The sequence below is a fragment of the Pseudomonas fluorescens genome (assembly GCF_902497625.1).
GTDB classification, from domain to species: domain Bacteria; phylum Pseudomonadota; class Gammaproteobacteria; order Pseudomonadales; family Pseudomonadaceae; genus Aquipseudomonas; species Aquipseudomonas fluorescens_BQ.
On the sequence record NZ_CABVGX010000051.1, the window covers coordinates 1 to 26,660 of the forward strand.

18 protein-coding genes are annotated in these 26,660 nt (G+C 60.3%); 10 read left to right on the forward strand and 8 right to left on the reverse strand.

Features of this window, described 5'->3' with window-relative positions; all coding sequences use genetic code 11:
• Positions 1-272 precede the first annotated feature (272 nt).
• Positions 273-710 (forward strand): Spy/CpxP family protein refolding chaperone, encoded by a 438-nt coding sequence (locus tag F8N12_RS23430; protein ID WP_150582488.1) that lies wholly within the window; start codon positions 273-275, stop codon positions 708-710.
• 174 nt (positions 711-884) lie between these two features.
• Positions 885-2,228 (forward strand): sensor histidine kinase, encoded by a 1,344-nt coding sequence (locus F8N12_RS23435; protein ID WP_150582489.1) that lies wholly within the window; start codon positions 885-887, stop codon positions 2,226-2,228.
• A 92-nt stretch (positions 2,229-2,320) separates the two neighbouring features.
• Here the strand turns inward: F8N12_RS23435 and F8N12_RS23440 are convergent, their stop codons facing one another.
• Entirely contained in the window at positions 2,321-2,890 is a 570-nt protein-coding gene (locus tag F8N12_RS23440; protein ID WP_150582490.1) for an NAD(P)H nitroreductase, read from the reverse strand.
• A gap of 121 nt (positions 2,891-3,011) precedes the next feature.
• Here F8N12_RS23440 and F8N12_RS23445 point away from each other — a divergent pair, with 121 nt between their 5' ends.
• Positions 3,012-4,466: a TrkH family potassium uptake protein gene (locus F8N12_RS23445; RefSeq protein WP_150582491.1), complete on the forward strand. Its 1,455-nt coding sequence runs from the start codon at positions 3,012-3,014 to the stop codon at positions 4,464-4,466.
• Here F8N12_RS23445 and F8N12_RS23450 read toward each other — a convergent pair.
• A complete protein-coding gene (locus tag F8N12_RS23450; protein WP_150582492.1) occupies positions 4,423-5,484 on the reverse strand; it encodes an AraC family transcriptional regulator in 1,062 nt (353 codons plus the stop codon). The genes F8N12_RS23445 and F8N12_RS23450 overlap by 44 nt on opposite strands.
• A 161-nt stretch (positions 5,485-5,645) precedes the next feature.
• On the opposite strand from F8N12_RS23450, the gene F8N12_RS23455 reads away from it, so the two are divergent.
• Positions 5,646-5,957: a DUF962 domain-containing protein gene (locus F8N12_RS23455; RefSeq protein WP_150582493.1), complete on the forward strand. Its 312-nt coding sequence runs from the start codon at positions 5,646-5,648 to the stop codon at positions 5,955-5,957.
• A gap of 26 nt (positions 5,958-5,983) precedes the next feature.
• Complete coding sequence (locus F8N12_RS23460; RefSeq protein ID WP_150582494.1) at positions 5,984-6,574, forward strand: HD domain-containing protein; 591 nt, start codon at positions 5,984-5,986, stop codon at positions 6,572-6,574.
• 122 nt (positions 6,575-6,696) lie between these two features.
• Here F8N12_RS23460 and F8N12_RS23465 read toward each other — a convergent pair whose 3' ends face one another.
• Entirely contained in the window at positions 6,697-7,512 is an 816-nt protein-coding gene (locus F8N12_RS23465) for a UDP-2,3-diacylglucosamine diphosphatase (protein WP_150582495.1), read from the reverse strand.
• 139 nt (positions 7,513-7,651) lie between these two features.
• Here F8N12_RS23465 and F8N12_RS23470 point away from each other — a divergent pair, with 139 nt between their 5' ends.
• On the forward strand, positions 7,652-8,416 hold the full coding sequence (locus F8N12_RS23470) for a helix-turn-helix transcriptional regulator (RefSeq protein ID WP_150582496.1): 765 nt from the start codon (positions 7,652-7,654) through the stop codon (positions 8,414-8,416).
• Positions 8,417-8,624: 208 nt separating this feature from the next.
• Positions 8,625-9,518: a DMT family transporter gene (locus tag F8N12_RS23475; protein ID WP_150582497.1), complete on the forward strand. Its 894-nt coding sequence runs from the start codon at positions 8,625-8,627 to the stop codon at positions 9,516-9,518.
• On the opposite strand, the gene F8N12_RS23480 is transcribed toward F8N12_RS23475, so the two are convergent.
• The 4 genes from F8N12_RS23480 to recQ all read right to left on the reverse strand — a co-directional run bounded on the left by F8N12_RS23480 (position 9,512) and on the right by recQ (position 14,473).
• Positions 9,512-9,799, reverse strand: a complete 288-nt coding sequence (locus tag F8N12_RS23480; RefSeq protein WP_150582498.1) for a SelT/SelW/SelH family protein — start codon at positions 9,797-9,799, stop codon at positions 9,512-9,514. The two genes, F8N12_RS23475 and F8N12_RS23480, sit on opposite strands and share 7 nt — an antisense overlap.
• A 39-nt stretch (positions 9,800-9,838) precedes the next feature.
• Positions 9,839-11,656 carry a FimV family protein gene (locus tag F8N12_RS23485; RefSeq protein WP_150582499.1) on the reverse strand — a complete coding sequence of 606 codons (1,818 nt, stop codon included), beginning with the start codon at positions 11,654-11,656 and terminating at the stop codon, positions 9,839-9,841.
• Between the two features lie 126 nt (positions 11,657-11,782).
• Complete coding sequence (locus F8N12_RS23490) at positions 11,783-12,217, reverse strand: MarR family transcriptional regulator (RefSeq protein ID WP_150582500.1); 435 nt, start codon at positions 12,215-12,217, stop codon at positions 11,783-11,785.
• Between the two features lie 129 nt (positions 12,218-12,346).
• Positions 12,347-14,473, reverse strand: coding sequence for a DNA helicase RecQ (gene recQ / locus F8N12_RS23495; RefSeq protein ID WP_150582501.1), 2,127 nt, complete (start codon positions 14,471-14,473; stop codon positions 12,347-12,349).
• 397 nt (positions 14,474-14,870) lie between these two features.
• On the opposite strand from recQ, the gene F8N12_RS23500 reads away from it, so the two are divergent.
• Complete coding sequence (locus F8N12_RS23500; RefSeq protein ID WP_150582502.1) at positions 14,871-15,458, forward strand: YecA family protein; 588 nt, start codon at positions 14,871-14,873, stop codon at positions 15,456-15,458.
• 10 nt (positions 15,459-15,468) lie between these two features.
• Positions 15,469-15,864 carry a YbaN family protein gene (locus F8N12_RS23505; RefSeq protein WP_150582503.1) on the forward strand — a complete coding sequence of 132 codons (396 nt, stop codon included), beginning with the start codon at positions 15,469-15,471 and terminating at the stop codon, positions 15,862-15,864.
• 90 nt (positions 15,865-15,954) lie between these two features.
• Here the strand turns inward: F8N12_RS23505 and F8N12_RS23510 are convergent, their stop codons facing one another.
• On the reverse strand, positions 15,955-24,657 hold the full coding sequence (locus F8N12_RS23510) for a retention module-containing protein (protein ID WP_150582504.1): 8,703 nt from the start codon (positions 24,655-24,657) through the stop codon (positions 15,955-15,957).
• 576 nt (positions 24,658-25,233) lie between these two features.
• On the opposite strand from F8N12_RS23510, the gene F8N12_RS23515 reads away from it, so the two are divergent.
• Positions 25,234-26,592: a TolC family outer membrane protein gene (locus F8N12_RS23515; protein ID WP_150582505.1), complete on the forward strand. Its 1,359-nt coding sequence runs from the start codon at positions 25,234-25,236 to the stop codon at positions 26,590-26,592.
• Positions 26,593-26,660: the final 68 nt, after the last annotated feature.

The window sequence follows — 26,660 nt, forward strand, 5'->3', positions numbered from 1 at the left end:
CGAGGCTGCGTCCGGCGGCGCAGCCGTCGCAAAACCTGTAAACGCGGTCTACCTGAAAAATACGATCGACTGAATTGACGACGGCTGCGCCGCCGGACGCAGCGTCGCGGGCTCGACAGCTGCTACAGCGGGCCCGGTGAATCGCTGGGTTTGTCAGGCAGATACTAAATCCTCTTTACCGAAGCTTTACGCTTCGCTGACCGCCGCTGACCTTGATCTGCGTAATCTGAACTCATCCGGAACGTACCGGGAACGAGACAAGGAGATTCACCATGCGCAAGACTCTAATCGCTCTGATGTTCGCTGCCGCTCTGCCAACCGTCGCCATGGCCATGCCTGAAGGTGGCGGCCCGATGGACGGCCCGCGTCACGGTGGTCAGATGCATGGCATGCACGGCAAAGGCCCGTACAGCCAACTGGACCTGAGCCGCGAACAGCGCGAGCAGATCCGCAAGATCATGGGCGAGCAGATGCACGAACGTAAGCAAGTGGTCGGCAAATACCTGGAGAAGCTGTCGCCAGCCGATCAGAAAGCCATGAAAGACGAAATGGCTGCCAACCACAAGAAAGCCGACGCCGACGTACGCGCCCTGCTGAAGCCCGATCAACAGAAGCAATTCGACGACATGCAGAAGAAGAAGGCTGAGCGCCGCGCGGAATGGGCTGAATTCAAGGCCTGGAAAGCGCAACAACCGCAAAAAGCGCAATAATGCGCTGACCCTGGGTCCGACGGCTAACCCCGTCGGGCCTGTTTCCATGCGGTTCCCTGTGGGAGCGAGCCTGCTCGCGATAGCGGTGTATCAGATCACGAAATGTTGACTGGCACACCGCTATCGCGAGCAGGCTCGCTCCCACATTGACCGACATTTGTTTGAGGACTTTCTGTGCGCTCATTGTTCTGGCGGATTCTGGCCAGTTTCTGGTTGGCCATCGCCCTGGTGGCCGGGCTCTCCATTCTGCTGGGGCACATGCTCAATCAGGATGCATGGATTCTCAGCCGTCACCCGGGCCTTAATACGCTTGCCGAACAGTGGACGCAAACTTTCGAAACTCAGGGTGAAGACGCGGCGCAGAGCCTCCTGGAACAGCGTAAACGTCAGTACCATATTGACGTTCAGGTGCTCAACGAAAGCGGCGACCCAGTGGTGCGCGGCACTTTTCCACGTCGTGCTGCTGCCTTCGAAGCCCGCCAGAACAACGATGATCGCCGCCTGCCTTGGCGACGTTTGACTGATGAATACACCAGCGCAAAAACCGGTGATACCTATCTGTTGATCTACCGCATTCCCCATCCGGAACTGGATTCGTGGCATCGCGAAAGCCTGCTCTGGCCCTTGAGTGCATTGGGGATTGCGCTGGTGGTGCTGACGCTGTTCAGCCTGTTCGTCACCTTGTCGATCACCCGGCCGCTGAATCGCCTGCGCGGTGCCGTGCATGATCTGGGGCAGACCACTTATCAGCAAAACAGCCTGGTGAAGCTGGCCAACCGGCGCGATGAGTTTGGCGTGCTGGCCAATGATTTCAACCGCATGGGCGCACGCCTGCAAAGCCTGATCGGCAGCCAGCGTCAGCTGTTGCGCGATGTATCCCACGAATTGCGTTCGCCCCTCGCTCGATTGCGAATCGCCTTGGCGCTGGCGGAGCGCGCCAGTCCCGAAGAGCGGGAAAAACTCTGGCCACGCCTGACCCGTGAATGCGACCGTCTGGAGGCGCTGATCAGCGAGATTCTGGTGTTGGCCCGCGTGGACGCCGACAATGCCAGTGCGGAGGATGTCGACCTTAATGCGTTGCTGAACACGGTACAAAAAGATGCTCAGTTGGGATCCCCGGAGCAAAGCGTCCACCTGGAGGCCGAGCCGCAATTGAGCCTCAAGGGGTGGCCGACCATGATCGAACGCGCCGTGGACAATTTGCTGCGCAATGCCCAGCGATTCAATCAGCCCGGTGGCTTACCCATCGAGATGCTGGCGCTGCGGCAGGGCGAGCGGATTGTGATCAGTGTGCGCGATCACGGGCCGGGGGTTGAGGCAGAACACTTGAGTCAGTTGGCCGAACCGTTCTACCGCGCGCCGGGGCAGACGGCGGCGGGACATGGCTTGGGATTGGCCATCGCGAGGCGCGCAGCCGAGCGACATGGCGGCAGTCTGGTGCTGGCCAATCACCCGGAGGGCGGGTTTATCGCCAGTCTCGAATTACCGGTGGTGCCGGGGGTGGTTGTTCAAGCATGAGTCCGGCGGGGTAGCGGAAAAGATCGCAGCCCCTGCAGACGCGCAAACCCCTGTAGCAGCTGTCGAGTGCAACGAGGCTGCGATCTGGCGACTCACGCTTGCGGCAAAGGCCAGGCGCTGACAAACCCGCTCAGATCAACCGTCTCCGCCACGCGCGGCTCTTTCTGCGGCGTTCCCAGATAAAGAAACCCGATGACCTCTTCTCCTGCCGCCAGGCCCAGGCCCTTGGCCACGTGCGGCGAATACGCCAACTCACCCGTGCGCCATACTGCGCCAATCCCTTGCGCGTAGGCGGCCAGCAAAATCCCGTGCGCTGCACAGCCCGCCGCCAGCAATTGCTCGGACTTGGGATATTTGACGTGATCTTGCAAACGCGCGATGACCACCACCACCAAGGGCGCCCGTAGCGGGCCGTTGCGCGCCTTGTCCACAGCAGCCTCGGAAACATCGCCGTCCTGCAGCTTCGCCGCATCAGCCAGCAACTCGCCCATCTGCTCGCGCGCTGATCCTTCGACTGTCAGGAAGCGCCACGGCTGCAAATGGCCATGGTCCGGCGCGCGCATGGCGGCGCCAAACAGCACTTCGCGCTGCGCGGCGCTGGGCGCCGGCTCAAGCAGTCGGGGAACGGAAACACGGTTGAGCAAAGCGTCGAGAGCCTGCATCGGCCACCTCCTGAAAAAAATGTCCGGCTATTCTAGCGGTATCCATCGCCGGCATGCGGTTTACATGCCCCGCCCCACGGGTAGAATGGCGCCCTCCTCAATCACAGCCCGAGCGGACTTCATGGCGTTGCCGACTTTACGGACTATTGGTTTCATCATCGGCATCTTCCTGATCACCCTGGCGATCGCCATGGTCGTGCCCATGGCCACGCTGGTGATTTTCGAGCGCACCGGCGATCTGCCTTCGTTCCTCTGGGCCAGCATGATCACCTTCGTCGCCGGCCTTGCGCTGGTGATCCCCGGACGCCCCGAGCATGTGCATTTGCGTCCGCGCGACATGTACCTGCTGACCGTCAGCAGCTGGCTGGTGGTGTGCATCTTCGCCGCGCTGCCGTTTCTGCTGACGCAGCACATCAGTTACACCGACTCATTCTTTGAAAGCATGTCCGGGATCACCGCCACGGGTTCGACGGTGCTCAACAACCTGGACAAGATGTCACCCGGCATCCTGATGTGGCGCTCGATGCTGCACTGGATCGGCGGCATCGGCTTCATCGGCATGGCGGTCGCGATCCTGCCGTTGCTGCGCATCGGTGGCATGCGCCTGTTCCAGACCGAGTCGTCGGATCGCTCCGAAAAGGTCATGCCCCGTTCGCACATGGTGGCGCGTTTGATCGTGGCGGCCTACGTCGGCATCACCATTCTCGGCAGCCTGGCGTTCTGGTGGGCGGGCATGAGCCTGTTCGATGCGATCAACCACGCCATGTCGGCAATTTCCACCGGCGGTTTCTCCACCTCCGACAAGTCCCTTGCCAACTGGCCGCAACCGGCAGTGCACTGGGTGGCCGTGGTCGTCATGATTCTCGGCAGCCTGCCGTTCACCTTGTACGTGGCGACCTTGCGCGGCAATCGCCGGGCATTGCTCAAAGATCAGCAGGTGCAGGGTTTGCTTGGGCTGTTACTGCTGACGTGGCTGGTACTGAGCACCTGGTATTGGTGGACGACTCAGTTGCATTGGCTGGAGGCGTTGCGCCATGTGGCGCTAAACGTCACCTCGATTGTCACGACCACTGGTTTTGCGCTCGGGGACTACAGCCTGTGGGGCAATTTCTCGCTGATGCTGTTCTTTTATCTGGGCTTCATTGGTGGCTGTTCGGGGTCGACGTCTGGCGGGATCAAGATTTTCCGCTTCCAGGTGGCCTACATCCTGCTCAAGGCCAACCTTAACCAGTTGATCCACCCACGCGCGGTGATCAAGCAGAAGTACAACGGCCACCGCCTCGACGAAGAAATCGTGCGGTCGATTCTGACCTTCTCGTTTTTCTTCGCGATCACCATCTGCGTGATTGCGCTGCTGCTGTCACTGCTCGGCGTGGACTGGATGACGGCCCTGACCGGTGCGGCCAGTACCGTGTCCGGTGTCGGCCCGGGGCTGGGCGAAGTCATCGGCCCTGCGGGTAACTTCGCCACCTTGCCGGACGCCGCCAAGTGGATCCTCTCCTTCGGCATGCTGCTGGGTCGACTCGAGATCATCACCGTGTTTGTGCTGTGTATCCCTGCGTTTTGGCGTCACTGACCGGTTTGCTCATCTGCGCCAGGCGCGTCCGGTATTCGCCGGGCGTGGCGTCGAACCAGCGGCGGAAGGCGCGGAAGAAATTGCTCGGGTCCGCGAACCCCAGCAAGTAGGCGATTTCCAGCAGGGTCATCCTCGGTTGCGCCAGATACTGCTCAGCCAGTTCGCGCCGGGTGTCGTCCAGCAAGGTCTGAAAACTCGTGCCCTCCTCCTGCAAACGTCGCTGCAACGTCCGCTGCGACAGGTGCAGCGTCTGCGCCACCGTATCGCGTTTGGGTTCGCCCTGAGGCAACAGGCGGCATAACACCTGACGCGCTTTGTGCGTCACCCGGCTCTCGGAAAAACGCGCCAGGTATTCCCCGGCGAAACGGTCGTGCAGCAGCGCCATGGCTTCGTTGGCCGTTGGCAGCGGCGCTTCCATGTCGGCACGCTCGAAAATCAGCGCGTCATACGGCGCGTTGAACACCATCGGGGCGTGGAATGTTTGTTCATAGGCTTCGAGGTTGGCAGGCTGGTCGCCTTGCAGCAGGACCTTGCGCGGCTGCAAGGTTCGCCCGGTCAGCCAGCCACACAGCGCCAGCGCGCAGGCCAGTGACGCTTCGGCGCTCTGTCGGGTTGGTGGCAGATGATCGCCATGCACCGTCAGAATCAGTCCGTAGCCTTCATCGAGCAGGCGGAAACTCAGGTCGGCACTTTCGGCAATGATTCGCTGATAACGCACCAGACGTTGAAAACCTTCAGCCAACGTCTGACTGGACATCAGCGCATACCCGGCCACGTGAAACGATGCCGGCCGCGCCACTTTACCCATGTTCAGTCCGATCGCGGGGTTCCCTGACAGCTCCACCGCGCGCTGCCACAGGCGTGTCATCGAATCTTGCGGGAACCTCGCATCCGGATCATCCAGTGCCGCGAAGTCAAGCCCCAGCTGCTTGAACAGAACCCGGCAATCCAGGCCGTCCATCTCCAGCGCTTTGACAATTCCCATCGCCCAGCTTGCAGAAGTCGTTCGTTCACTCATGGCGGTTACTTACAAGGGTGAGCCGCATATAGCGGCGAATTTCCAAAGGATACTAAAGTGGCGCCCATTGTCACTGGCTGACGCCAATGATCACTCTAGACTCAAATAAGCTACCCGCAGAACAACTTGCAGGCGGATCCATCACCACAGAGATCGCAGTCGTGGAAAACATCAAACGTTTCAACAGCTTCGCTGAGTTCTACCCTTACTACCTGAGTGAGCACAGCGACAGCATTTGCCGACGGCTGCACTTTGTTGGCACCACGCTGGTGATCCTGATTCTGGCCGTGACCATCAGTAGAGGCGCCTGGATGATGCTGCTGGCATTGCCGCTGGCCGGTTACAGCTTTGCCTGGATCGGCCATTTCTTTTTCGAGAAGAATCGTCCTGCGACTTTTCAGCACCCGCTGTACAGCCTGCTGGGCGATTTTGCCATGTACCGCGACATGATCCTGCGGCGCGTGCCGTTCTAGCGACACAGCAGCCAAGAGGAAAGCCGATGAATACCACCGCCCGCTTCACCCACATGCAGGACGGCACCCAGGAAGACTGGGCGATCATCGCCGGGGATTTCAGCGCCTACGCTCGCCAGTTGCCGACCCGGATTGTGGCGCACCTGAAGTTGCTGGAGGGCGACTTTGGCGGCTTCCCGGTGGATCGTCTGACCCATTCGCTGCAAACCGCCAGCCGCGCCTGGCGTGACGGACGCGACGAGGAATACGTGGTCTGCGCGCTGCTGCATGACATCGGTGACACGCTCGGTTCGTACAATCACCCGGACATTGCCGCGGCGATCCTCAAGCCGTTTGTCAGTGCCGACAATCTTTGGCTGGTCGAGAAGCACGGGATTTTCCAGGGTTACTATTTCTTCCACCACCTGGGCATGGATCGCCATCTGCGCGAGCAATTCAGTGGGCATCCGCACTATCAGGCGACCATCGAATTTTGCGCCAAATACGATGCGGCAGCGTTTGATCCGTTGTATGACACGCTGCCATTAAGCTTCTTTGAACCGATGCTGGCGCGGTTGTTTGCACAGCCGAAGAACTCGATTTACAAGGCGGCGATGGAGGAGCGTTCGACTGCCTGATGTGTTTGCGGTGCCTGCTCTGGCCCTTTCGCGAGCAGGCTCGCTCCTACATCGAACTGCGCACGCCGTTAAAATGTGGGAGCGGGCTTGCTCGCGAAGACGCCCGCCCGGCACACTTTTTATCAAGCCGGCTCAGCAACCTTGATCGCCCGCAACCCAGCCTCCCGAGCCTGCGCGTCGGCCAGGCGATATAGCTCGATCGTCCCGTCCCAATGCTCGATCAGCGCCGTGCACGACTCCACCCAGTCCCCGCAATTGAGGTAGTCGACCTCCCCGACCTTGCGGATCTCGGCGTGGTGAATGTGCCCGCACACCACGCCGTGTAATTCCCGTTTGACGCATTCATGGGCGATGGCTTCCTCAAAATCGCTGATGAAACTGACCGCGGTTTTCACTTTGTGCTTGAGGTACGCCGACAGCGACCAGTAGCCATAGCCATAGCGGGCGCGCCAATGATTGAGCCAGCGGTTAAGCGTCAAAGTGAACTCGTAAGCTGAATCACCCAGGAACGCCAGCCAGCGGTGGTAGCGGGTGATGACATCGAACTGGTCGCCATGAATCACCAACAGATGACGGCCATCGGCGGTGACGTGAACGGCTTCGTCGACCAGTTGAATGTTGCCCAGAATCAGTTTCGAATAGCGGCGCAGAAATTCGTCGTGATTGCCCGTGACATAAATCACCTCGGTGCCGCGCTTGCTCATGGTCAGCAGCCGCCGGATCACGTTGGTGTGCGCCTGCGGCCAATACATCCCGCCGCGCAGTTTCCAGCCATCAATGATGTCGCCTACCAGATAGATCCTGTCGGTGTGATAGCCCTTGAGAAAGGCCGACAGATGCTCGGCCTGGCAATCGCGCGTACCCAAATGCACATCGGAAATCCACAGGGTCCGCACACGTTGCTTACGACTGGGTTTGGCGAGCTCGGCGCTGGTCATGGGGCGGCCCTCTGCGATGGTTTGGGCAAGCTTGCGCCGCTGTGATTAATCGGCCATGACAGACACAAGTCAGACGTGTGACAGCGCCCGCCTGCGGCCCCGGTGTAGACTGGCGGCGACCGTTATCGAGAGAACCGCGATGAGACCGATCCTCACGCTACGCCACTACACCGAGGACTTGATCGTCCACAGCCACGACCACGCACAACTGGTGTTCGGGCTTTCAGGTGCACTGGATTTCGAAGTCGACGGCCGCGGCAGCCAAGTGGTGCAAGAAAGTTTCGTGGTGGTGCCGTCCGGTTTTCATCACGCCTGTGGCAGCAGTAATGGCAGCCGTTGCCTGGTGCTGGACGTGCCCAGCGATCAGTGGCTTGCGCAGTCTCTGGGCAGTCATGCCGACGCCAGCCGACGCTTGCTCGATAGTGCCGCACGGCGGTCGCTGGACGCCGGGCAGAGCCAACTGGTCCACTGGTTGGCAGGCAGCCAGGTCAACGATCCGCTGATCGCACAACAAGGCGCGGTGTTGCTGCTGGCCAGCCTCAACAATGCCAGGCCGCAAACCGTGTGTGGCCGCCGTTTGCCCTATGCCACGCTGAACACGCACATTGATCAGCACGCGGCCTATCCGCTGCAAGTTGCCGATCTGGCGCGCATTGCCGGGCTGTCGACTGCGCGGCTGCACGCTCGGTTTATGGCGGAATGCGGGCAGACGCCGATGGACTATGTTCGCAGTCGCCGCCTGCATATCGCCGTGAACCTGTTGCGAGACTCGGCGCTGCCGATTGGCGAAATCGCCAGTCGGGTGGGCTACGGTTCGCAAAGTGCCTTCGCTGCCGCCGTTTTGCGTGAGTTTGGTGCTACGCCCGGAAAGTTGCGGCGCGAGGCTGGCGACAAAACTCAGTAGTTTCCCGACAGATTTGTCGAGACACACGCGCTTTAATGTATCAGCTGGCGAAGGCTCGGGCCGTGTTCGAACGTCCGAGCGCGCAGCGGGCACTCGAACTGCCGACACGATACCTCATGACTACGACCGCTGCGCGCTCGGACGCAGGCTCCGCCAGCTGCTACAGGAACGGTGTTCGCGGGTCCGGCTCACACTGTTGAGGATTGCAATGACTCCCCGTACCGCGTTTGGCGCCTTGCACATTGGCGCATTGATGTTTGGCCTGACCGGCGTATTCGGCAAGCTGGCTGCCGCATCCCCCGCCGTCATCGTGTTCGGCCGTGCGGCATTTGCCGTAATGGCGTTGGCGGCTTTTGCCAGATTCGCCAGTCAGACACCGTGGCGCAAACTGGAAGCTGTGGATTGGCGCCGGCTGCTGCTCAGCGGTGCGCTGTTGGCCGGACACTGGGTAAGTTTTTTCATCGCGGTGAAAGTGGCGGGCGTAGCGATTGCCACCCTGGGTTTTGCCAGTTTCCCGGCATTTACCGTGATACTCGAAGGGCTGATCTTTCGTGAGCGGATTCGCGCCAATGAGATTCTGCTGGTGGTGCTCGTCAGCATTGGCCTGGTGCTGGTAACCCCGGATTTCAATTTCGCCAGCGACGCTACCACCGGGCTGCTTTGGGCGGTGGGCTCGGGTCTGTTGTTCGCGTTGCTGTCGCTGACCAATCGCGCCAGCTCCGGGCGAATTTCGCCGGTGCAGGCTGCGCTCTGCCAGAACGCGGTGGTTGCGCTGTGCCTGCTGCCGGTAGCGGCGCCGCAATTGGCCGAAGTGCGCGTCATTGACTGGCTGTGGATCGGCCTGCTCGGGGTATTCTGTACCGCAGTTGCGCACAGTCTGTTTGTCGCCAGTCTCGCCGTGATCAAAGCGCGAACAGCCGCCGTGGTGTTCGCCATGGAGCCAGTTTACGGCATCACCCTGGCCTGGCTGTTGTTCAACGAAAATCCGACGGTGCGCATGCTGATGGGCGGCGCACTGATCATCGTTGCCATCGTTGTGTCGAGCAGGCTATCGAGCAGCGCCGGCAAAAAAAATGTAACGGCCGAGGCGGTCTCTCATTGAGTCCGGTCGTTGTGCCCGAGGTCGCGACCGGGATCAATCTGATCTCGGACCCGCTGTTTCAGCACCTTGGCCTCCGGGAAGCCGCCTTCAGTCTTGCGCTCCCAGATCTGCACATCGTCACAGAATATATGGAACACCCCGCCGGAGCCGGGGATCAGCGACACTTTGCCCAGATCCTCGCCGAAAGTGCTGAGCAGTTCCTGAGCCAGCCAGGCTGCACGCAACAGCCATTGGCATTGTGTGCAGTAGGTGATGACGATCTCCGGTTTAGGCGCGGTCATGCCGGACTCCTGATTTGCCCACGCAGGCTTGATAAAGCATCACCGGATACCGGCCAATAGCGTCCGGGCAGTTTGCTTGAGGGCTTCGTCGCCGTCTTCGAGCAACTCGTTGAGCAACTCGATAGCACTGTCCAGATCACCGTCATCGATGCAGGTCTGGGCTTGCTCCAGCTTGTCAGCATGAGCGGGGACAGCCGGTTCCAGTTCGGCCGATTCAGTGCTCAAGGGCTCCAGCTCGAATGACTGCAGCGGGTCGCTGAATTCATCCAGGAATGCGTCGTCCAGAGACGCTGCGTCGGGCTCGGCCACCCACTCCAGTTCTGCCTCGTCCAGCGTGGGTTCGTCAGACATGTCGAACTCAACAGGCAACATCTGCAGGCTTGACGAGAACTGCGACTCCTCCGTCCTGGCAGATTCATTGTCAGACAAGCTGCCATCGAATGGACTGATCAGGTCCCAGCTGGAATCCATGGACAGGTCGTCCAGGTTCAGGTGGAATTCGTCGGGTGGTGCCTCCGTGGATTGCGGCGTTGTGACAATGGGCGCGACGATCGCAGGGATAACCGGGGCGATCATGGGCGCCGCTGCTACCAGCCGGGTTGGCGCGGTAGTCATCTTCGGGTAGCGCTCGCGAATCTCCTCAAGTTGATGTGGGTCAAAACCGTTGTCTATCAGGCTTTGTTCCTGGGCATCGTAGGCCGGCACATCGCCCTGTTTGCCCAGGACCTCGAGCAACCTCAAGGCAAGGTCCGTGCGCTGCGGCTCCTTCGCCAGTGCTTCGCGCAGCAAGGCCGAGGCTTCGGAAAACCGGCCATAGGCGATATAGATGCCGACGCCTTCCAGCACATCGCCCGAGGGCGTCTCTTCATGATGCAGAGGGGCGTGCTTGAGCGCGGCAGCCTGCGCGGCGGGCTCATCGTCCCGATCAAGGACCGGCTCAAGTGGCTCTGCCAGGACGGCAGTAAGTTGCGTCGACGCCTGCTGCCTGCGGCGGCGAATCAACAGCCCGAGCAACAGCAGCCCCACCAGTGCCAGCAGACCAATGATCATGGGCCAGTCGACGGGCTCTGGTTCTGCAACGCTGACCGGGGCTGGAGCAACAGCAACGGGCGCTGCCGGCGCTACCACTGGCGGCGCCTGCTGCACTTCAGCCAGCCGGGTCTGCAGCTCGACGAGCTGATTTTTCTGGCCGGCAATCTGTTCGTCCTGCGCCACAACCTTCGCGTTGAGCTCGTCGACGGTTTTTTGCAGTTGCTGGTTCTGCAGCACACTTGCGGCCAATTGTTCAGACAAAGGATCGATCGCCGGCGCCGCAGATTGCTGGGCGTCAGGTTTCGCAGCCGGTTTCTTCGTCGCTGGCGGTGGCGCTGCAGGCGTGACACTCGGGAACGGCGAGTTCGGCGCACCGGCACCCGGCTCATCGGCGACAGGGACGATACCCGGCGAACCCGGCGGATCGATCAGCACCGTATACTCACGCAGCACCCGGCCGTTGGGTTGATTGAGTTGCACGAGGAAATTCAGAAAAGGTTCGTTGACCGGCTTGCTGGAGCTGACCCTGATCAAGGCGCGGTTACCGCGCAGAATCGGCGTGAATTTCAGGTCATTGAGGAAAAATACCCGCTCGACCCCGGCGCGACCGAATTCGTCGGCGGTGGCCAGGTTGACTGACAGATCACCCTCCTCCAGGCCTGCGGCATCCACCAGCGCGATGTCGGCACGCAATGGCTGATTCAACGCCGAATGCAAGGTGATCTCACCAAGACCCAATGCGGATGCCGAGAAGGACCAGGTGACCAGTCCGCCGGCTAACAACCATCTGCCACACCGCATTACTACCTGCCGACTCTCGAGCATGAGCATCCCTTAAATAACCGCGACCAAGCTGTAGGTGTTCGCACACCGGTGCTGATACGTTCCACTTGCCAATTTTTTATAGCCTGCTGGGTGGCATCTATCAAAAAGCCGCCGCGATCTTCTGCCTCAAGACTTTTCGAGGTTGGCCAGAATCAGGCCATGAACCCGCATGCACACCTTCAGATCCGCCTCGTCGATACCTTCAAACAATTCGTGTCGAAGTTGCGTGGCAATGGTTTCAATTTGTTCAATCAATGGGCGAGCCGGGGAGCAGAGTACGATCTTCTTGGCCCGGCGATCTTCCACCACCGACTGACGCTGCACCAGCCCCTGACTTTCGAGGCTGTCCAGAAGCCGTGCCAGCGTCGGCCCTTCCACGCCAACACTTTGCGCCAACTCACGCTGCGTGGGCGCATCGTCGAATCGAGCCAGGTGCAGCAGTACCAGCCAGCGCGCCTGGGAAAGCCCCAAACCGGCCAGACGGCGGTCGAGCTCCGCGCGCCATCCGCGCGACATATGGGCCAGTTGCATGCCAAAACGGTGTTGGTCGGTCAGCGGCATAAAACACTCATGATCAGACTGAAATAGAAAATACTAATTATTAGCCAGCTAAGCATGACCCTTGGCTTGAGGCAAGGCTTGTACCGAAGTGAATCGTTACATCAATCAAACCGTGCGCAAATACCTGATTCACATCTCGAATTCGGATTGCAGGGCAGCACGGACGCAATACAGAACACCTTCCGGCACGCGTCCGGCAAACAGCGCGGCGATCTCCGCCACAGGCGGTAGTTCGCCTTCGCCGTCGAGAAAAGCATCCTGGACTTCGCCCATCAGATCTTCAGGCAGATCCAGCGCCTGATCCAGCGACAGCTGCTGTTTGCCAATGGCTTCGGCGAGCATGGTGTAGACGTTTTTCTCAGAGCACTGCAACTGGCCAGCAATCTGCAACGGCGTCATACCGGCGCGAGCGAGGGTGATCAGTTCGTGACGCACGTCGGCCACCACTTTCGGCGCCTCGGCCTGGCCGCCGAGTACTTCGAGGAAGGCTTCGCCGTAACGCTCGAGCTTGCGCGCGCCGACGCCACTGACCGTGGCCATCTCCGCCAGCGAGGTCGGCTGGCTGCGGAGCATTTCCAGCAGGGTCGAATCGGGGAAAATGACGTAAGGCGGTACGCCGTGTTCTTCGGCCAGTTTGCGCCGCAATGCACGCAAGGCTTCCCATTGCTCGCGTTCTTCGCCACGCACCAGTTGGCTTGCCTGGCTCTTGCTGCTTTTCGCCGTGGTTTGTGGCTTGAGGTCGCGGCGTAATTCCAGGGTCACTTCACCTTTGAGCAGCGGCCGGCATTTGTCGCTCAGACGCAAGCCGCCGTAGCCTTCAAGATCGATGTCTGCAAGACCACGCGCAACCAGTTGGCGGAACAGCGAGCGCCATTCGCTTTCACCCATCGACTTGCCGACGCCGAACACGGACAAATGCTGATGGCCGAAGCTGCGCACTTTCTCGTTGTCCTTGCCCAGCAATACATCCACCAGATGACCGACGCCATAGCGCTGCCCCGTTCGGTAGATCGCCGATAGCGCCTGACGCGCCGGCTCGGTGGCATCCCAGGTCTGCACGCCATCGACGCAATTGTCGCAATGGCCGCAGGGCTCAGGCATGTCTTCATCGAAATAAGCCAGCAGGGTCTGGCGCCGGCAACGGGTTTCCTCGCACAGCGAGAGCATCGCGTCGAGCTTGTGATGTTCCAGACGCTTGTGGCGCTCGTCGCCTTCGGAGTTTTGCAGCATCTGCTTGAGCATTACCACGTCTTGCAGACCGTACGCCATCCAGGCATCCGCCGGCAGACCGTCACGGCCACCGCGACCGGTTTCCTGATAATAAGCCTCAAGAGATTTCGGCAGGTCCAGGTGCGCGACAAAGCGCACGTTGGGTTTGTCGATACCCATGCCAAAAGCCACGGTGGCGACCATGATCAAGCCTTCCTCGTTGAGAAAGCGTTTCTGGTGGTGGGAGCGTGTTTCGTTGGGCAGACCGGCATGATACGGCAGCGCCGGGAAACCCTGTTCGCTGAGGAATACGGCGACTTCGTCGACTTTCTTGCGCGAAAGGCAGTAGACAATACCGGCATCGCTACGGCGCTCGGCGAGGAACGCGAGCAACTGCTTGCGCGGCTGCTCCTTGGGCACGATTCGATAAAAAATGTTGGGACGGTCGAAACTCGACAGAAAGCGCTCAGCATTGTGCAAATGCAGCCGATCGACGATTTCTTCCCGCGTTCGTTTATCGGCGGTGGCAGTCAGGGCGATGCGCGGAACGGTGGGGAACAGCTCCGCCAACTGGCCGAGTTGCAGGTATTCGCGACGGAAATCGTGGCCCCATTGCGACACGCAATGCGCTTCATCGATGGCAAACAGGGCGATTTCAAGGCTTTGCAAAAACGCCAGCATGCGAGGCTGGACCAGGCGTTCGGGCGCAAGATAAAGCATCTTCACTTCGCCACGCTTGATCCGCGCGGCCAGCTCGCGTTGCTGCTCGGCGCTCAGCGTGGAGTTCAGGGCTGCAGCTGCGACACCCAGTTCTTCAAGTGTTGCAACCTGATCGTCCATCAACGCGATCAGCGGCGACACCACCACCGCCAGGCCTTCGCGTAGCAGCGCCGGCACCTGGAAACACAAGGATTTGCCGCCACCGGTAGGCATCAGCACCAAGGCGTCGCCGCCACTGGCCACGCGCTCAATGATCGCACCTTGCCGGCCACGAAAACTGTCGTAGCCGAAGATGTCCTTGAGGACGCGTTGAGCCTGTTCGAGCATAAAAACTCCAAAAATCACCGAAACATCCCCGCAAGGCTGGTCCACAAACACGCAGTCTGCACAGACAAATAGTAAGTGCGCATTGCATGACGCTTCACATCTCAGCCGCGACGCCGGCAGGGCATTCACAAAACGCGGGAGTATACCCGAGGGCTGTCCGGCAAAGGGCGCCGCTGAGAAGACGGGCCAGCAGGCAACTCCCGATCAGCCCGTTCAGGAGCCGCAGAAGGCTGCGATCTTTTTTATTTTGTATGGAAAGATCAAAAGATCGCAGCCTTCGGCAGCTCCCACGGGGGGACAGGGTTGGCGTATTGGGCAAATATGCCGCGCGGCTGGCCTGAGTGCTCAAGAAGGCCTAGAATTCGCGCATCTGATTAATTCCCAAGGTAGCCTTTTAATGTCCTTCGCTGAGCAATTAACCCGCCTGCAAGTCTTCCTCGACGCCGATGAACTGCATGACGAGGCGCTGGACTATGTGGCCGCCCACGGCTACCTCACCGCCCTGTCGATCTGCTCGGAAGAGGTTCCGGAGCGTGAGTGGATCGATGCGCTCTTCGCTGAAGAACCGCATTACGCCGACGACACCGAGCGCGAAGCGATCGAATCCACACTGATCCTGCTCAAGGCGCACATCGCCCGCCAACTGGCCGCCGATGAAGAGTTCGAGTTGCCTTGCGACCTTGACCTCGGTGAAGAGCCGGATGATTCCGATCTGCGCGGCTGGTGCATCGGTTTCATGGAAGGCGTGTTCCTGCGCGAAGCGGCCTGGTTTGAAACCGCCGAGGACGAAGTCAGCGAAATGTTGCTGCCGATCATGGTCGGCTCGGGTCTGTTCGACGAGCAGCCGGAATTCTCCGACATCGCAGCCGACGCCAACCTGATGGACGACATGATCGTGCAGATACCGGAAGCCCTGACCGCGCTGTACCTGCTGTGCAATGCCCCGGACGAAAAACCGGCGATCCTCAAGCCACGTCACCACTAAGGTGCCGCCTATGGACAAACCCATAGGCAACCGCTCCCCGATGTTGCGCTACGTGCTGCTGGCCATCGGCTGGCTCAGCGTGGCACTGGGGGTGATCGGCATTTTCCTGCCGGTATTGCCCACCACGCCCTTCCTCCTGCTGGCAGCCGCCTGTTTCGCCCGCAGCTCTGCGCGCTTTTACAACTGGCTGGTTGAGCATCCACGGCTAGGACCCTGGATCGGTGATTATCTGGAAGGCAACGGCATTCCCCTCAAGGGCAAGGTCTACGCCATTGGCCTGATGTGGATAAGCATTGTGTTCTCCTGTTATCTGGTGCCGATGATATGGGCACGCGGGTTCATGCTGACCAGTGCGATATTGGTCACGATTTATATCCTTCGTCAGAAGACCTTGCGTAAAGGCTGAGTGCCCGCAAGGCCTGGACCAAAACATCGGTAATAAAAAACCGCCATCTCCGGCCCGGAGATAGCGGTTTTTGTGTTTCAGGCTTTCAGATCAGACCGTATCTACCTTCAACGAATGGTCGTTCAACATCCCAGTGATAATGGTCGCGGTGTCATGGCCGCCCGCAACCATCCCACCCGCTCCCGGCGTCACGCCGTAATGACTGGCGAGGTTGACGCCGGCCAGATCGATGGTCTGATTCGGCGCAGCGCCGGCCATGGCGCTGACGTCAATGCTTGTGATGACTTCCGAGCCGCTGCCAATCACCTTGAAGTGCAGGTAATCGTCCAGGGAAGATACGCTAGCGTTTTCCCCCTGCAGCAGTTGTGACAGGTCGAGCTTGTCGGTACCCGGCGTGAAATCAGTCACTACGTCGTGGCCGCTGTTGCCTTTGAGCCACTGGAAGGTGTCCGCGCCAGCACCACCGGTGAGGGTGTTGTTGCCCAGGCCACCGATCAGGAAGTCGTCGCCGTCACCGCCGTTGAGGATGTCACTGCCCAACCCGCCGGTGATGATGTTGCTTTGACTATTACCAGTGAGCTGGTCGTTGAAACTGGACCCCGTAAGGTTCTCGATCGCGGTCAATGTATCTGTGCCCGCACCGCCGGTGTTCTGCGCACTGGTCAGACCGAGGTCGACCTTGACCCCAGCGGTGGCATTGGCGTAGCTGGCGGTATCGATGCCAGTACCACCGTCGAGCAGATCGTTGCCAGCGCCACTGTAGAGCAGATCATTGCCGGCGCCACCGTGCAACTCGTTGTTACCGGCTCCGGCACTGAGCACATCGTTGCCGTCGCCGGCATTGAGGATGTTATCTCCGGCGCCCGCCACCAGCACGTCATCGCCCGCAGTACCTGTAAGGGTGTGGCCGGCCTGATAGCTGATAGACACTGCCGCGCTGTCGCTGCCGCCGTGGTTGTCGTTGGCCGCATAGGTGCCATGCGCGTCCGGAGTGGCATCGTGGGCGTTGGCGTAATTGACCGTCATGGTCAATTTGTAGGCTTCCGAGTCAGTGCCGCCGTTGCCCGGCGTGTCCGTCGTGTTGGTGACGCGGATCTGGTAGGTGCCATCCGAGTTTGCCGTCAGGGTCTGGCCATCCGCGAGCGCCATGAATGCGCCGCCGTTGACCGAATACTCCATGCCGATGTTGCCCGCTTTGAGGTTGTGATCCAGATTCAGGGTTTCGCCCTGTTTCAGATTGACGGTGATGTTGTCCACGTCATTGGTGTTGAGGTTGCTGACTGCACCTAACGCGCCGCCGACCACCAGCATGGCGGTCATCGCCGCAGTGTTGGCGACGAATTGGCTGCGAGCGATCGTCACCGCTTGCTCGTTACTGCCGGTGAAGACGAAGTTCGGCTTGGTGCCGATGAAATCGGCGCCTTTGCCGGTCCAGCCGGTCTTGAACGTGATCGGCGTGGCGGTCATCGGATCGCCATTTGGATCTTTGTCATTGGCCAGTAGCAGCTCGGCGGGTACCACCACGTTAGGTGCAAGCACGTTGGTGATCACGTGATCGTCCACTGCGAGCGGTGCCGCATTCGGGATGACTTTGATCACCAGGTTCGAACTGGCGAGGTCGCCGTCGTTGTCACTGACCGTGAAGCCGATTTTTTCTGTCAGCGTCACCGCGGTGGTTTTCTGCGAGGTGTAGGTGTATTCGCCGGTGTCGAGGTTCACCACCAGCGTGCCTTTGTTATTGGTGGCAATGCTCAGGGTGTTGTTGACCGTGTTGAAGGTGCCATTGTTGGCCGCCCCGCTGACCGTCAGCGAACCCTGATTGCTGTTGCCTTTCGGATCGAAGCTGTAAGTGGTGCCGTCGACCGTGATGGCTTTGATGAAGCCGCCATCGGCGCCAAAGGTACCGCCCTCGCTCAACAACGAACCGGTGACCGGTGCGCCGACCACGGTGCCGGAAAGCACCGAGTTGAGTTGGTTGAGATCGGTCACCACCACCGACTTGGTGTCGGTGCCATGGCCCAAACCGGCGCTGCCGTCAAACGCCAATGGATCAAGGTTGAGATCGCGAGCGCCATTGCCCAGGCCGATCGCATAGTTGTTGATGTTGTTTGCTTCGAGGAAGTTTTTCCAGCCAGCTTCTTCCGTTTTATCGAGGTTGCCCACTGTGGGTTTACCGTCGGAGAAGAAGTAGCCAACGTTCTGCGCGCCGGCCAGTTTGCCGTCGGTGTTGAACGCAGATTGCGCCACTTTGATGGCTGCGTCGTAGTTGGTGTCCCCATGCGCTACCAGGCCGGAGATGATCGACTTGGCCGTGGCCACATCGACCCACACCGAGGTCTTGTCGGTGGCATCGCTGCTGAACGTGACGATCTGCACTTTGACGTCGCCAAGGTCGTCGTATTTGTCCAGCAATGCGCTGATTGCCTGCTTGGCCAACGCCATGCGCGACAGGCCGGCAACGCCGGAGGCGTCCTTCATGCTGCCGGAAACGTCGATCACCAACAGCAGGTTGGAATCGATCTCAACTGCCGCTACCGAACGGTCCGAAGCGACCGCTTTGGGTACGTCATCGACAATGTTGATCTGGATCGTGCTGGTGGTGCTGTTGCCCAGCGCATCAGTTGCTTTGTAGGTGAAACTTTCGCTGAGGCTGTTCGCCCCATCGTTGGCGCCCGGCGAGGTTTTCGGGGCCGAGGTCAGGGTGTAGGTGTAAGTGCCATTAGGGTTGAGCAGCAGTTGCCCGAACGCGCCGGTGGCGTTGCCGACCAGGGTGTAAGTGACCGCACCGCTGGCGCCGCTGACCGAACCGACCAATGTGCCGCTGGCGGTTTCGCCGGTATGGCCGGGCTCGCTGCCGGTGACTGTGCCAGGCGCCAGATCCAGGCCGCCTTTGTTCAGGTCCAGCGCCTTTTCGTAGACGGTGACGTCAGTGTCTTTGGCGGCTGCGATGCAGCTGTTGCTGACGTCGATGGTGATGGTCGTGGTAGCTTCATCGCCGTCGCCATCGCGCACGGTGTAAGAGAACACATCAGTCGCGCCAGCGGGGTTCACGCTGTTCGGATTGCTGTGATAAACCGCATTACCCTGTGCATCCAGCGTCAGGTAACCGTAGTTGCCCTGTATCTTGGTGTTCAGCCCACCAATGGCCGAGCTCGAATTGTCGTCGCCGGCGCGCACGCCGATGACCGCGCCGCCTGCAGCAGCGCCGTCGGCACCGAGAATATCGTTGCCCAGCACGTTGCCGGTGACGGTGCCGCCTTCAGTGACCGAGACGAAATCGCAGTGGGCGATCGGTACGTCATCGACAATGCTCACCACGATCTGGCTGGTGACCGTGTTGCCCAGCGAGTCGGTGGCCTGATAGGTGAAGCTTTCGCTGAGTGTGTTCGGGCCGTCATCGACGCCCGGTGTAGTCGTGGCTGGCGACGTCAGGGTGTAGGTATAGCTGCCATCGGCATTGAGCAGAATCTGCCCGTGGTTCCCGGTGGCATTGCTGACCAGCGAATAGGTAATCGCGCCGACCGCACCGGTGACCGAGCCGACCAAAGTACCGGTCGCTGTTTCAGCGGTGCTGCCTGGACGGCTGCCTTCGACAGTGCCCGGCGCCAGGTCCTGGCCATCGCGGTTCAGGTCCAGGGCCTTTTCCTGAACTTTGATGTCTTTATCCGTCGCCGCCATAAGGGCGCTATTGGATACGTCGACGGTGATGGTCGTGGTGGCTTCATCGCCGTCGCCATCGCGAACGGTGTAAGAAAACACATCGGTCGCGCCAGCGGGTTTCACAGTGTTCGGATTGCTGTGATAAACCGCATTGCCCTGGGCATCCAGTGTCAGGTAACCGTAGGTGCCCTGAATCTGAGTATTCAAACCGCCAATGGCGGAGCTCGAATTATCATCGCCGGCGCGCACGCCAATCACCGCGCCGCCTGCTGCAGCGCCGTCTGCCCCGAGGATATCGTTGCCCAACACGTTGCCGGTAACGGTGCCGCCTTCAACAACCGATACAAAATCGCAGTGGGCGATCGGCACGTCATCGACGATATTCACCACAATCTGGCTGGTGACCGTGTTGCCCAGCGAGTCAGTGGCCTGATAAGTGAAGCTTTCACTGAGTGTGTTCGGGCCGTCATCCACGCCCGGTGTGGTCGTGGCTGGCGACGTCAGAGTGTAGGTGTAGCTGCCATCGGCATTGAGCAGAATCTGCCCGTAGTTACCGGAGGCATTGCTGACCAGCGAATAGGTAATCGCGCCGACCGCACCGGTGACTGAACCGACCAGCGTGCCTGTCGCTGTTTCAGCGGTACTGTTGGGACGGCTGCCTTCGACGGTGCCCGGCGCCAGGTCCTGGCCGTCGCGGGTCAGGTCGAGGGCTTTTTCGTAGACTTTCACGTCGCTGTCGATCGCCGCCAGGAGGCGACTGTTGGACACGTCGATGGTGATGGTCGTGGTGCTTTCGTCGCCATCGGCATCGCGGATGGTGTACGTGAATACATCAGTCGCACCCGGAGCGCCAACCGTGTTCGGGTTGCTGTGATAAACGGCGTTGCCGCTGGCATCCAGCGTCAGGTAGCCATAGGTGCCATTGATCTGCGAATTCAGACCGCCAATGGCCGAACTCGAGGTGTCGCTGCCGCCGCGTACGCCAACCACTGCGCCGCCTGCGGCCGGGCCGTCGGCGCCGAGCACGTCATTGACCAGCACATTGCCGGAGACAATCCCGCCCTCCGCCACCGAAGTGAGATCGACATGGGCGGTGGGCACGTCATCGACGATATTGATCACAATCGTGCTGGTGACGCTGTTGCCCAGCGGGTCGGTCGCCTGATAGGTGAAGCTTTCGCTCAGGGTGTTCGGCCCGTCGTTGGCATTCGGCGTGGTGGTCGGTGGCGACGTCAGGGTGTAGGTATAGGTGCCATCCGGGTTGACCTGAATCTGGCCATACGTCCCGGTGGCGTTGCCGACCAGGGTGTACGTCAGCGCACCGGTCGTGCCGGTGACCGAACCGACCAGGGTGCCAGAAGCGGTTTCTCCGGTGCCGCCCGACTGGCTGCCAGTGACGGTGCCGGGCGCGAGGTCCTGGCCGTCCTTGGTCAGATCGAGCGCATTTTCTTTTACCGTGACATCAGTATCGACGGCCGCAACGAGGGTGCAGTCCGCCACGTTGATGGTGATGGTCGTGGTGCTTTCATCACCGTCCGCATCGCGCACGGTGTAGGTGAACACATCGGTCGCGCCAGGTGCGCTGACTGCGTTTGGATTGCTGTGGTAAACCGCGTTGCCATTGGCGTCGAGGGTCAGGTAACCGTAGCTGCCGTTGATCTGCGAGTTCAGACCGCCGATGGCCGAGCTAGAGGTGTCGCTACCCGCGCGCACGCCTACCACAGCACCGTTGAGCGCCGGACCGTCGGCACCGCCGATGTCGTTGTTGAGCACGTTGCCGCTGACCGTGCCGCCTTCCTGCACGGTGTCGGCATCCGGGTTGGCGGTCGGCAGGTCATCGACGATGTTGACGTTGATCTGGCCCGAAGCGGTACTGCCGTCGGAGTCAGTGGCGACCACATCGAAGTTCTCGCTGATGCTGTTGGCACCGGCGGCATTCGGGTGGGTTTCATTATCGACCAGCGTGTAGGTGTAGCTGACCACGCCGGTAATCGGGTCGTATCCGGTGATGGTCAGCGTGCTGCCCAACGGCGTGACGGTCGACTGCGGAAAACCTGCGGCAACGCCACCGGTGACCAGGGCGATGCCGCCGACGGTCAGGGTTTGCAGGCCGTCCAGCGCGGTCACGGTGAAGGTGCCGCTCTGGGTCAGTGCCGGCGTGTTCGGGTTGGTGCCGTCGCTGAGATTCTGCTCGGAGACGGTCAGCTCGCCACCGTTGACGTCGAGGCCGTTGAGGATCACGTCGTCATTGTTGTTGTGGATGTTCAGCACCAGCGTTGCGGTGCTGGTATCGCCATCGGCATCGGTGAGCGTGTAGACAAAGCTTTCCGTGCCGTTGCCGCCACCGTTCAACGCTTTGAAATCGGCGTCGCTGACGTCGAGGGTGTAGGTGTACGTGCCGTTGGCGTTAAGCACCAACGTACCGTAGGTCCCGGTGAACGTACCGGCAGTAATCGGCCCGGTCGCGACACGATCGGCGCCTTGCACGTCATTGGTCAGGACGTTGCCTTCCAGCGATGGCAATGCTTCGGAGCCGGTGCCGGTGTTGCTGTCATCGATCGCTTGCGGCACGTCGTCGACGATGTTGACATCAAGGCTGCCATTGGCGGTGGTGCCGTTGTCATCCACCACGGTCACGGCGAATTGCTCGGCGATGGTGTTGCTGCCATCAGCGTTCGAATGAGCTTCGTTATCGGCCAAGGTGTAGCTGTAACTGACGATGCCGGTAACGCTGTCGAAGCCAGTGATGGTCAGCGTGCTGCCGAGCGGCGTGACGATCGATTGCGGGAAGCCTGCGGCCACGCCTGCGGTGACCACGGAGATCCCGCCGACGGTGAGGTTTTGCACGCCGTCCAGCGCAGTGATGGTGAAGGTGCCGTTCTGGGTCAGCGCCGCCGCGTCCGGGCTGGTGCCGTCGCTGAGGTTCTGTTCGCGAACCGTCAGTTCGCCGCCGGCTACGTTCAAGCCGTCGATGGTCACCGGATCATCGTTGTTGTGAATGTCCAGGACCAGATTGGCAGTGCTGGTGTCGCCGTCGGCATCCGTGTAGGTGTAGGTGAACGTTTCGGTGCCGTCGCCGCCACCGGTCAACGCTTTGAAATCCGCGTCGCTGGTGTTCAAGGTGTAGGTGTAGGTGCCGTTGGCGTTGAGCACCAAGGTACCGTAGGTGCCGGTGAATGTGCCGGCAGTGACCGGCCCGGCGTTCGGCCCGGTCGCAACACGGTCGGCGCCCTGTACGTCATTGCCCAGCACATTGCCTTCGAGGGTCAGCAGGCTCTCCGACGCGGTGTCGGTATTGCTGTCATCGATCGCCTGCGGCACGTCGTCGACGATATTCACGTCGAGGCTGCCATTGGCTGTGGTGCCGTTGTCGTCGACCACGGTCACGGCGAATTGCTCGGCGATGCTGTTGCTGCCATCAGCATTTGGATGGGTTTCGGTGTCGGCGAGTGTGTAGCTGTAGCTCACCACGCCGGTGACGCTGTCGTAACCGGTAATGGTCAACGTGCTGCCGAGCGGCGTGACGACCGATTGCGGGAAGCCTGCGGCTACGCCAGAGGTGACCACGGCAATGCCGCCGACAGTCAGGTTTTGCACGCCGTCGAGGGCGGTGACGGTGAAAGTGCCGCTCTGTGTCAGGGCTGCTGCGTCCGGGCTGGTGCCGTCGCCGAGGTTCTGTTCACGAACCGTCAGTTCGCCGCCCGCAAGGGTCAGCCCATCGATCACTACAGGGTCGTCGTTGTTGAGAATTTCCAGGACCAGGTTGGCGGTGCTGGTGTCACCGTCGGCATCGGTGAGGGTGTAGGTGAACGTCTCGGTGCCAGTGCCGCCACCGGTCAACGCTTTGAAATCCGCGTCGGTGGTGTTGAGGGTGTAGGTGTACGTGCCGTTTGGGTTGAGTACCAGCGTGCCGTACGTACCGGTGAACGTGCCGCCGATGATCGGGCCGCTGTCGGGGCCAACCGGAATGCGGTCGGCGCCTTGTGCGTCATTCGGCAGGACGCTGCCGGTGAGCGTGAGCAGATTTTCCGAAGCAGCGCTGGCATTGGTGTCATCGACCGCCTGCGGCACGTCATCGCTGATGTTGACGTCCAGCGTGCCGGTCGCGGTGTCACCATTGCTGTCGCCGGCGACGACGGTGAACTGTTCGCTGAGGTTGTTGATGCCGTCACCGGCGGAATGGGTTTCGCTGCCGGTGAGGGTGTAGCTGTAGCTCACCACGCCGGTGGCCGGGTCGTAGCCGGTCACAGTCAGGGTGTTGCCCAACTGGGTGGTAATCGATTGCGGAAAACCGGCGGCCACGCCACCGCTGATCACGTTGATCCCGCCGATGCTCAGGCTGGTCAGACCATCCGGTGCGGAGATAGTGAACGTGCTGCTTTGAGTCAAGGCGCCGAGATTGCGTGCGGAACCGTCAGCGAGGTTGGCTTCGTTGACTGTCAGCTCGCCACCAGCCACCGAGAGGCCCGTTAGAGTGACCGGGTTGTTTGGCGGAGTGGGAACTTGAGGGTCACCGGGCAGCACTGGATCAGCCGGCACAACGGGGTCAACCGGGTCAACCGGGTTGACTGGATTGACCGGGAGATTGCCAGGATCGCCCAGGCCGTCATCGCCGTTGTCCGGGTCACCGGCGAGACGACCCAGCGGGAATTCGGGAATACCGTTGAAGCCTTCGGTCGGGAAGCCGACGGTAGGATCGACACGCCCCGCCACTTCTTCGAGCAACACGAAACTGTGGCCGCCGCCCAGGGGACCACCCGGCGCTCCCGGGTTACCCGGGCCGGCTGCGGTAGCTTCACCGGTTTGCGTCGGGTCAGCACCCGCAGCGATAGCTTTTTGCAGCTGCTCGACATCGGTCAGTTGCGCCTGCGTCGGCGTGGTCGCGTCAGCGGTGTCCACGTGCGGCGCTTGATGGGCGAGCAACTGCGAATTCATCTGCAGACTGCTGCCACGCCCCAGCGTCAGCTCCTGGCCGTTTTGCAAACGCACCGCTACCGCACCGTCGGTTCCGGTCACCAATTGTTCGCCAGCAAACAATCTGTCTCCTTCGATCAAGGCGCGACGCGTGCCATCACTGGCAACTGCGAACACCTGGCCAATGACCTTACTGACGATACCGATGAGCGTAGCCATGTGCATTTCCTCCGCTGCCAACCGCTGTCGGCACCTGTTGTCTGCGAAGAAGTTGCACTGGCTCGGGCAGGTGGGCTGTTGGCAGGGCACTGCGGACGCGGTCAAACACGCCGCAAGTCAGTCCTCAATGTCACCCAGCGCTTCGTTTGCAGGAAAACCCGCGATGATGAACCTGCGCCATCTGTGGCCCTGGATTCACTTCGCAATGCTGACCTGTCAACGATCCGTAACGGTCAAAACTCCCCGAGTGACAAAAAAATGCCGCTCGAAACCGTTACGCCTTACCTCCCCTCCAGCACTTCTTCGCTCTATGTCGATAAGTGGATGGAACTTTTTATCACTTCCCTTGATCGCGCTCTAAGTCTCTTGCTTCAAGGGTTTTACGAGTGAACAATGTCTTGGATTCAGCATAGCGCATAAGTTTTTTTTAGAATAAGGTTTATGAAAAATTCTTCTTAGCTTTTCGCTGGAATGTTCTTAGCTCTGTTGTTACAAGCTTGAAACGGTTTTACCTATAAATGTCGTCAAATATTTGGCGACTGATAAAGCGCCATCAGGAACCAGGGAGATGCACCCATGCGCCTTTTAACACCCCTCTGCAGTGCGATTTTACTGGCCATGGCCTGCACCACTCAGGCTCAAGCCATGTCGTTGACCGAGGCTATCCAAAGTACCCTCGCCACTCACCCGGAACTCGCGTCGCGCGTGGACAGCCGTCTGTCGGCTGACGAAGACGTAAAAGTCGCCAAGGGCGGGTTTTATCCGTCAGTGGATTTGAATGCCGCGTACGGGCGCGGGTACAGCGACAACACTAATACCCGGGCTTTCGGCAATCACAACACCGAAATCCTGACCTACACCCAGTCGGAACTGCGTCTGCGGCAGATGATCTTCGACGGTTTCAACACCGCCAACGAAGTCGAGCGCACCAAGGGCGTGGTCAATTCCCGGGCCTATTACGCTCAGGGCACCGCCCAGGATCTGGCCCTGCGCACCATCGAGGTCTACCTCGAAGTACTCAAGCGCCGCGAACTGGTGACGCTGGCCACCAACAACCTGCAAGCACACCTGCGGGTCAACGATCAGATCGGTTTGCGTACCCAGCGCGGTATCGGTAGCAACGCCGATGCCGATCAGTCGACCGCACGTCGCGCACTGGCAGAGAACAACCTCGACACCGCCCAGGTCGATCTGGCCGACGCCGAATCGAACTTCTTCGCCGTCACCGGGCGCATGCCCGATGAGCTGGAAACCCTGCCATCGATTCGCGGTGAAATGCCCGGCACGCTGCAAGATGCGCAGAACAGCATGGTCGACAACAACCCGTACCTGAAATCCGCGCAGGCCGACGTGCAGTCAGCCGAGAGCCAGTACGAAGTCGCCAAGTCGCCCTTCTACCCACGTTTCGATGCCGAAGCTGCCGTGGGCGCGAACAACAACGTGCAAGGCGAAGAAGGCCACGACAACGAGTGGCGCGTCGGTGTGGTGATGAATTACAACCTGTTCCGCGGCGGCAGCGACAAGGCACGCCTGGCGTCCAACGCGCACCTGATCAACCAGGCGATGGACATCCGCAACAACGCCCTGCGTCAACTCAACGAAAATATCCACCTGGCCTGGAACGCCATGGTCAACGCGCGCAAGCAAACCCCGACTGCCCGCGAATACGCCGAGACCACCACCCGCGTACGCGCCGCCTACCAGGATCAGTTCGGTCTTGGCCAGCGGACCCTGCTGGACGTGCTCGACAGCGAAAACGAACTCTACAACGCCAACCGCCGCTACACCGAAGTTCGCTACACCGAGGAATATTCCATGTACCGTGTGCTGGCGAACATGGGCGAGCTGTTGAGCAAACAACGCGTAGTACTGCCTGCCGATGCAATCGCTCAGACTGAAGTGAAAAGCGAAGCCCGTTTGCCTGAACTCAGATAAGCCGTAGAGCTGCCGGAGGCTGCGATCTTTTGATTCTGCTGTAATCAGATCAGAGGATTTCAGCCGTC